The following is a 7,601-nucleotide window of genomic DNA, read 5'->3' on the forward strand; positions in this document are numbered from 1 at the left end:
AGCACGACAGGACTCTCCGATCAGCCCCGATACGCCTGTGCCACACGTTCCAGCGACAGCAAACGTGGCATCACGTCACATACCGCCCTCTCAGATCTGCACTCCGGAAACGGGGCTTCGCCAGGCACAGGCCGTACGGACCGCCCGGTGCGCTCCCAGGGGTGTCGGGCTCGCAGGTTCGGGTCTGCGGAGTTCCCGATCAAAGTGGCACTGGCCCAGGCGATTCCAACACTGCCTGACGGGCCGGGCTGGTGGTTTGCGCCCAAGCTCGGTGGTTCTCCAGACACTTAAAGCCGTCTCATCGGGTGGCTCTTCGGCATGCCTTGAGATCGTCCTGATACGTGACGAGTTGCGAAGGATGGTGTAGATCGTCAGGTCAGTGGTGCATGCTGCGAGGTCACGGTGCAGTTGCTCTTTGGGGACCGGCGCAAGGTCTGGAGGGTCGGCCTCGGCCAACCCCCACCTGCTCGTCAGCCGACGCACCGCACTCAACCCGGACCAGCCGGCCGTCACCAGGAGCACGATCCGGTGACTCCCTGCCCAAGGAGATGAGCCTGGACGGGCTTCGCCAGGACCGCCGCCTGAACGAGGCCTTCGTGACCGGTGATCCGCTGAAGCACATGCGCCTGTTCGGCATCGGTGAGAAGACCGCCATGCACGATGTCGCGCTTCCGCACACCTCGAATAGACCGCCCGCCTCCCGTGCTGACCACAAACTTGATCCCTTGGGCCACCACGACACTGCCAACGCCGCCCTGGCGGAAGCGTTCACGGGAGCAGTGAGCCGACCAGGGTGCTACCGAGGAAGGCGGCGGCCAGTCCGGCGATGATGCTCACGATCGTGTTGGTGCCGGTTGCGCGCGGCCGGCGCGCGACTCCTTGCCCGCGCCAGGCCGAGGGCCTGGCGCGGACCGACATCGACGGCACCGACCTGTTTGCGCTGGCCGGGTCGCTCGCGTGGCACGGCGATCAACCCTCGCTCGCGTCACGCGCCGATCACCTCTCCGGTGTTGTCGTGAGCGCGATTCTGACGAGCGCAGCGCACGGCGACGCCGAGGGACAACGCCACAAGGTGCGTTCGATCGGGTGAGATTGCGAACAGGCACAGCGAAAGGTCAGCACATCGCCGATCCGCGCCGGGTACAACGGGACATCGCCGAGCGATCGCTCGCCGTCAGCCGTCTCATCCAGCCCCAGGTTCCTGCGGCCCGCCTGGGGGCGACCGGCGAAGCTTCTCGCGATCGTCAGTGTCGCGGGCGATTGCGAGGCTCGGTCACGCGACCAGGCGCAGCCAGGCCGCCGCGAGTGCGGCGTGACCGGCCGGCGTCGGGTGCACGCCGTCCGCGGCCCAGTACTCCGGCCCGGTCCTCGCGGCGAGCTCGGCGAACATGCCGTCGGTGTCAAGCAAATGCGCGCCGTACTTGCGGGCGAGCTCGCGCACGGCCTGGATCTTCGGGTCCAGGTCGGTGCGCCACTGCTTTCGCTCTTCCATCACCGGTATTGGGCCTAGCCAGTATGGGCTCTCGTCTTCCGTCCAGGTCGGCCCGCGCCCCGCCAAGGGGTGGATCGTGGAGGGCGCCGGCCTCGCCCGCCAGCGCTGGAAAGGCCGGTGACGGGCGAGGTCGGTGGGTGTGTATGTGGCTGTCTGCCCCGGCGGTCTGGTGGTGGCTCAGGTAGTGGTGTCCGGGGTTGTTTCGGGTTTTGTGTGGAGGATGTCGCGGGCCTGTTCGGCGGCGCGGGCGGTGCTTTCGGAGACGAAGTCGAGGAAGCGGGCGATGTTTTCGAGGCGGGTGGCGGCGGGAGTGCCGGGGCGGAGGACGGGGATGCCCTGGCGTGCCGTGTCGACGACCTGGGCGATGGAGCGGGCGCTGGCCATCATGGACTGGTAGTAGACGTCGTCGTCGACGACGTAGAGCTCACGTCGGCCTTCGGCGCGTTCCCGGCGGACGAAGCCCTGGCTCTCCAGGAACGCGATCGCCTTCGAGACGGCCGCGGGGCTGACTTGGAGACGTTGGGCGAGTTCGGCCGCGGTGAGGCTACCGGTGTCGGTGAGGATGAGGCAGGCCGTCACCCTGGCCATCATCGTGGGCATGCCCGAAGCGATGACGACGGTGGTGAACACTTCCTCGTACGCGCGCACTTCTTCGGCGTCGCGTCCGTAGGGTTGCGGGGGTGTCTGCGGGTCCCGGGGCGCGGCCTTCTTGCGGCGGTGGGCGCGGTGTTCGGTGGCACGGTGGGCCACTTCGGCACGGTAGCTGGTCGGACCGCCATTGCGCATCACCTCGCGTGTGATCGTCGAGGTCGGCCGCTCCAGGCGTCGGGCGATCTCGGCGTAGGCGAGGCCGTCGGCCAGTCCCAGTGCGATCTGCTGGCGTTCCTGCTGGTTGAGCCTGCCTCCCGGCATCGCGGTCTCCTTCGTGGCCTGGGGCGGCCCTGTGGTGGCTGGTGTGCCGACTATAGCGTTCACTCTCAATTCATTGCAACGTGCTGCGGGTCGAAGCGTTGCGTTATGCGCGAGGCTATTGCATCAACTTTTATGTATCCACCTGCAGATATGGGTTTTTGACGCAACGAAACTGTTGCTGAATTAATGAATGCAACGTAGCGTTTCTGCCATCGGAAAAAGCGTGCCGAAGGGGCGCGCGATACCGGAGAAGGAGAGCACGATGCAGAAGTTCGCCACCCCCGCCGCCGTCCAGGCCGTCCTCGACGTCCCCGCAGGACGCATCCAGTTCATCGCCGCTGACCGCACCGACACCACCGTCGAAGTCCGGCCCGCCAACCCCGCCAAGAGCCGCGACGTGAAGACGGCCGAACAGACCGAAGTCACCTACGCCGACGGCGTCCTGCGGATCCAGGCCCCGGAAGCGAAGAACCGGATCCTCGGCCACTCCGGATCCGTCGACGTCACCATCCAGCTGCCCGTCGGCTCCCGCGTCGAAGCGAAGGCCGCCGCCGCAGAGTTCCGCGGTGTGGGACGTCTCGGCGATGTCGCCTTTGACGGCGGCTACGGCTCGGTCAAGCTCGACGAGGCCGCGAGCGCGCGCCTCACCGGCCTCGACGCCCACATCACGGTCGGCCGGCTGAACGGTCCCGGCGAGATCAGCACCCAGCGGGGCGACGTGAACGTCACCGAGGTTGTGCGCGGCACGCTCACGCTGAACACCCAGCAGGGCGACATCACCGTCGGTGCGGCCCACGGGGTCTCCGCCGTCCTGGACGCCCGCACCGGTTACGGCCGGATCAACAACGCGCTGAAGAACACCGATGGCGCCGCCGACGGCCTGACCATCAAGGCGACCACCTCCCAGGGCGACATCACCGCCCACAGTCTCTGAACCGCGCACCCTTTGAAGGAGCTCTCCTCATGACCAACTTGGCCATCGCGGCGCACGGGCTGCGCCACGACCAATCCCGTCCGCCAGGGCGCCTGCTGCGGTTGAAGGCGTCCTTCTCCCGGCAGCGCCGGAGACGGTTCCCGTCCGACGGGCACTTGGAAAGAAAGCCAGGCCGCTGCTCTCGTGGGGCGGGAAGTACGACTGATCGGTCTCTTCTTCAGGTCAGGGTGATGTGGCATGGCCTGCATGATGGATATCGCGAAGGTCACCGCCGGACAGATGTACCGCTACTACCTGCGCGAGGTTGTCGTCGGCGACGGCCGCCGACCGTCCCGCACGCCGCTGGCCGATGCCCAGGAGGAGTCCGGTGTGCCGGCCGGTCGATGGATGGGCCGTGGGCTCGCCGTCCTCGGCCTGGTCGCCGGGGGCGAGGCCACTGAGGCGCAGCTGCGGAACCTGTTCGGTGAGGGGGGCCGGCACCCGCACGCGGACCTGATCGAGGCCGACCGGCTGGCCGCGGGGGAGTCTCCGAGGGACGCGTGGCGGGCCGGTGCGCTCGGGCGCCGGGTGAAGGTCACGGGTGTCGACCCCCTCTTCCGTCCGCATCCGACGATCTACCTGTCGTGGGCGCTTGGTGATGACGGACGAGGTGGCGGTGATCCGGTTCGGCCGTGGTGGCATCCACCGGGTCCGGGTCCGGGTCCGGGCCCGGCGACCTGGTCGCCGCCCAGTTCCGCCACTATGAGGCACGGGAGAGAATGCCGCTGCTCCGCGATCACCTGATGCTGTCGGTCGAAGGCCGGCGCCCGGACGGCACCTGGGGTTCGGTGCACACCGAGGCGCTGAACGAGACGGTCGTCGCCGCGTCGGCGCTCTACAACGAAGTCGTGATGGCTGAGGCGTGTGAGGCGCTGGGGTCGGCTTCCGAGCCGCGCGTCGTCACCGGCGGGTGCCGCCCGGTGATGGACGTCGCCGGAGTGAGAAACCGGACGCGCTGTCCGGAGCCGAGGCTCTGGACGCGGCGGCTCTCGGAGATGCCGAGGCTGGCGAACAGTTGGCCGACGCGGACGGCGCCGATGCCGGGGAGAGGTTCGAGGACCCGGCGCACCCGGAGCTTGCCGGAACCGGCCACGGGGGACGGCCGTTCAGATGAGGTTCACCGGGCCCTGGGCTCTGAGGCGGGAGGGGCTGCCCTGCGTCTGCCCTTCCGGCAGTTGATCCGCTGCCCGCCACAGAAGGAACCTGGACTCCGTATACCCGAGTCCAGGGAGTGGCAATGCGCGCGCGAGAGGAGCGATCGGCCGAGGCTGTCGCCAAGCAACGTCGGTCGGTCGTTACGGAACGTCCGGTCGGACCCGCCGCCGGAGGTGCGCTGTCCGCTGGGTGGACGACCGAGGCCCTGGCCGCCTTGCAGAGCACTGTGGGCAATGCCGCCGTCGTCCGGGTGCTCCGCCAGAGCGGCCACGCCTGGGTCCAGCCGGAACAGCACCGGCACGGGGCCGGTTGCGGCCACTTGGAGCCGGCGCCCGCGCAGCGCTCTGCCGTTCCGGATGTGCTGCGCAGCGCCGGCCGGCCGCTGGCCGCCGATGTACGGGCGGACATGGAGCAGCGGCTCGGGGCGGACTTCTCCGACGTCCGCATCCACAACGACAGCGCCGCGAAGGCCTCCGCCGCCGAAGTCGGTGCCCGCGCCTACACCTCGGGCAGCCATGTGGTCGTCGGCGAGGGCGGCGCCGACAAGCACACCCTGGCGCACGAGTTGACGCACGTCATTCAGCAGCGGCAGGGGCCGGTCGCTGACACCGACAACAGTGCGGGCTTGCGGGTGTCGGACCCTTCCGACCGGGACGAAGGCGTTCTCACCGAAGTCAGTCGCCGTCCCATCCAACCCGGTCGGTGGGGTCTGGGCGAGGCACGCCGTCACCCGCCTGGAGTGTCTGCAGCTGCGCCTGAAGCCGAGCGAGTGTGTGGGGAGGCAGACTCATCTTTGCTCGCATACGCGGGTGTGGTCCAGCAGGTCTCCATCCTGAGCCTCAGGCAGGGCGGGATGGTCATGCAATCTGACGCAGAGGTCGTCGCGTGTCGGCACCTTGCCGGTCGTGTGCGGCGGTCCGGTCGGTGAGCAGCAGGGCCCCATAGGTCGAGCTGTCTTCCAGGATCGAGGTACAAAGAAGATGACGTATGCCGCCCAGGACCGCCCGCGCATCGGCTGGATCGGTACCGGCCGAATGGGCTTCCAGCTCGCCGCCCGGCTGCTGGACGCGGGGCACGACGTAGCTGTCTACAACAGGACCCGTGCCAAGGCCGAACCGCTGGCTGAACGGGGAGCCGCGATCGTCGACCGGGCGGCCGGTCTGGCCGACCGGGACGTCGTTTTCACCATGGTCTCCGCATCGCCCGACCTGGAGGCGGTCACCACGGGCCCTGGCGGCGTGCTGACCTCGCCGGATGCCGCACCGGGGGTGCTGGTTGACAATTCCACGGTGTCCGCGCAGATGTCTGCGCTGATCCGCAAAGCAGCCGCCAAGCGTGGGACCGACTTCCTGGCCGCCCCGGTAAGCGGGAACCCGCGGGTGATCGCCGCAGGCAAGCTGACCGTCGCCGTCTCCGGCTCACGCGCGGTGTTCGACCAGGTCGAGCCGTTGCTGGCACTGCTGGGGCGCGGGGTGACGTACGTCGGAGAGGGCGAGGTCGCCCGTCTCGTCAAGATCGCGCACAACGTCTTCCTCGGTGTCCTCACCCAGTCGCTCGCCGAGATCACCGTCCTCGCGGAGAAGGGTGGTGTCAGCCGTGCCGCTCTCCTGGAATTTCTCAACGGCTCCGTGCTGGGCTCGGTCTACACCCGCTACAAGTCGCCTGCGCTGGTCAACCTGGACTTCAAGCCGACGTTCACCATGCCGCTGCTGCGCAAGGACTTCGATCTGGGGCTGTCCGCAGCCCGCGAGCTGGAGGTCCCGATGCCGCTCGCCGCCGCCACCGCTCAGCTCGTCGCGGGTGCTGTCGGGGCAGGGCATGTCGAGGAGGACTTCGCCGCCTTGCTCCTTGAGCAGGCCAGGAACTCCGGCATCACGCTGGAAGCCGAGAACGTCCCCGTGGACGACGGCCTGTCGCCACACGCCTGACGCCTGTAGCTCAACTGGGTTGGATGAGACGGCGACCGGCTTCGGTGGAACGGACAACATCGTGTGGCTTCGTTCACGTCTAGCGACAGCATTTGTGCATGGGTTCCGGAGATAGTCGGTGATCAACCCAGCCATAGATGTTGACGGGAATCGACGTCATTGCCAGTGTCGCTGCCTGCGTTGCGTCAATTATTCGCTGTGACGTGACGAGGAACGTCCGTAGGGTCCGTGCATGACAGACGAGAGTGAGCGGGCCGTTCAAGCGGCCATTGAGGCGGAGATGCGGCTTCTCGACCCTGACGTGCGTGCTTCGCCGGGCCTGGTGTCCGAGCTCCTGGACCCGGAGTTCCTTGAGATCGGAGCGTCGGGGCGGCGCTGGGATGCGACATCGATCCTCACGGTGACGAGTGACGGTTCGGTGGTCCCCGAAGCTCCGGTCAAGGTCAGCGAGATGTCGGGGGCCGTACTCGCTCCCGGCATCGTTCATCTGACGTACTTCGCCGACCACAGCGGGCGCCGAGCATGGCGGAGCTCCGTGTGGCGTCTGACGGAAGTGGGCTGGCGCATGTATTTCCACCAGGGCACTTTGACGAGCTGAGCGATCAATGGCCGCCGATGTCAGCCAGCCTTGACGGTTCCTTCCGCGCAGCCGGATGCTGCCCTGGCAAGGCCCCGTACCTCCCAAACCCGTCGACAAGTGACGTCACTCGGTGACACGAACCGGCTGCTGGACGCAAACCCGGCGCGTGCTGCTCACCTTCGATCAGGCCGTCAACGAGTACGCGTTGCCCGCGACCGAGGGCAAAGCGGCGACCCACGCCAGCCCGCCTTGCCCCCGCTACGGCTTCGAATTCGACCACCCCGTGCAAGGGGAAGTCGAAGCCCTGGAACATGCGGAACCGCGGCGCCTGGTCCTCGCCGCCTTCGCTCCCCGTCGATCGCGCCGCGCTCGCACAGCAGATCACCCGGAGGGGCAGCAGCGCCGCGCCCTGGAGGAGTCCATCGGTTGCTGGGGCACGGCAGGTGGGACAAACGGGAGGATGTCTTAGTGTGATGCGCCAGAAAAGGCGGCCTTAAGTCTGTAGGCTGTTTTTATGTCGTATCGAGGCCCTCGTGCTGTCGAAGTCTTGCTGTCCGCTGA

General features: G+C 67.8%; 8 protein-coding genes and 2 pseudogenes. 7 read left to right on the forward strand and 3 right to left on the reverse strand.

Annotated features, from left to right (window positions below; all coding sequences use genetic code 11):
- Positions 1-854: 854 nt before the first annotated feature.
- Positions 855-1,090, forward strand: a pseudogene (locus ACFVX4_RS41155) (TetR family transcriptional regulator); the annotation flags it as partial.
- Positions 1,091-1,273: 183 nt separating this feature from the next.
- Here ACFVX4_RS41155 and ACFVX4_RS41160 read toward each other — a convergent pair.
- Positions 1,274-1,492, reverse strand: coding sequence for a GDSL-type esterase/lipase family protein (locus ACFVX4_RS41160; RefSeq protein WP_389988357.1), 219 nt, complete (start codon positions 1,490-1,492; stop codon positions 1,274-1,276).
- 177 nt (positions 1,493-1,669) lie between these two features.
- Positions 1,670-2,404, reverse strand: a complete 735-nt coding sequence (locus ACFVX4_RS41165; RefSeq protein WP_389988360.1) for a helix-turn-helix domain-containing protein — start codon at positions 2,402-2,404, stop codon at positions 1,670-1,672.
- A gap of 262 nt (positions 2,405-2,666) precedes the next feature.
- Here ACFVX4_RS41165 and ACFVX4_RS41170 point away from each other — a divergent pair, with 262 nt between their 5' ends.
- The 3 genes and pseudogenes from ACFVX4_RS41170 to ACFVX4_RS41180 all read left to right on the forward strand — a co-directional run.
- Positions 2,667-3,338: a DUF4097 family beta strand repeat-containing protein gene (locus tag ACFVX4_RS41170; protein ID WP_389988363.1), complete on the forward strand. Its 672-nt coding sequence runs from the start codon at positions 2,667-2,669 to the stop codon at positions 3,336-3,338.
- Between the two features lie 246 nt (positions 3,339-3,584).
- A complete protein-coding gene (locus tag ACFVX4_RS41175) occupies positions 3,585-4,121 on the forward strand; it encodes a relaxase domain-containing protein (protein ID WP_389988366.1) in 537 nt (178 codons plus the stop codon).
- Positions 4,097-4,267 (forward strand): annotated as a pseudogene (locus ACFVX4_RS41180) (hypothetical protein); the annotation flags it as partial. The gene ACFVX4_RS41175 and the pseudogene ACFVX4_RS41180, both read left to right, overlap by 25 nt.
- Here ACFVX4_RS41180 and ACFVX4_RS41185 read toward each other — a convergent pair.
- Positions 4,213-4,470: a hypothetical protein gene (locus ACFVX4_RS41185; RefSeq protein ID WP_389988369.1), complete on the reverse strand. Its 258-nt coding sequence runs from the start codon at positions 4,468-4,470 to the stop codon at positions 4,213-4,215. The pseudogene ACFVX4_RS41180 and the gene ACFVX4_RS41185 sit on opposite strands and share 55 nt — an antisense overlap.
- 144 nt (positions 4,471-4,614) lie before the next feature.
- On the opposite strand from ACFVX4_RS41185, the gene ACFVX4_RS41190 reads away from it, so the two are divergent.
- The 3 genes from ACFVX4_RS41190 (at position 4,615) to ACFVX4_RS41200 (ending at position 7,058) form a co-directional block, all read left to right on the forward strand.
- Positions 4,615-5,460, forward strand: a complete 846-nt coding sequence (locus ACFVX4_RS41190) for a DUF4157 domain-containing protein (RefSeq protein ID WP_389988372.1) — start codon at positions 4,615-4,617, stop codon at positions 5,458-5,460.
- A gap of 52 nt (positions 5,461-5,512) precedes the next feature.
- Positions 5,513-6,460 (forward strand): NAD(P)-dependent oxidoreductase, encoded by a 948-nt coding sequence (locus ACFVX4_RS41195; protein ID WP_389988375.1) that lies wholly within the window; start codon positions 5,513-5,515, stop codon positions 6,458-6,460.
- 232 nt (positions 6,461-6,692) lie between these two features.
- Positions 6,693-7,058 carry a DUF4440 domain-containing protein gene (locus tag ACFVX4_RS41200; RefSeq protein WP_389988378.1) on the forward strand — a complete coding sequence of 122 codons (366 nt, stop codon included), beginning with the start codon at positions 6,693-6,695 and terminating at the stop codon, positions 7,056-7,058.
- Positions 7,059-7,601: the final 543 nt, after the last annotated feature.

Source organism: Streptomyces sp. NPDC058240, assembly GCF_042882135.1.
Taxonomy (GTDB): Bacteria; Actinomycetota; Actinomycetes; order Streptomycetales; family Streptomycetaceae; genus Streptomyces.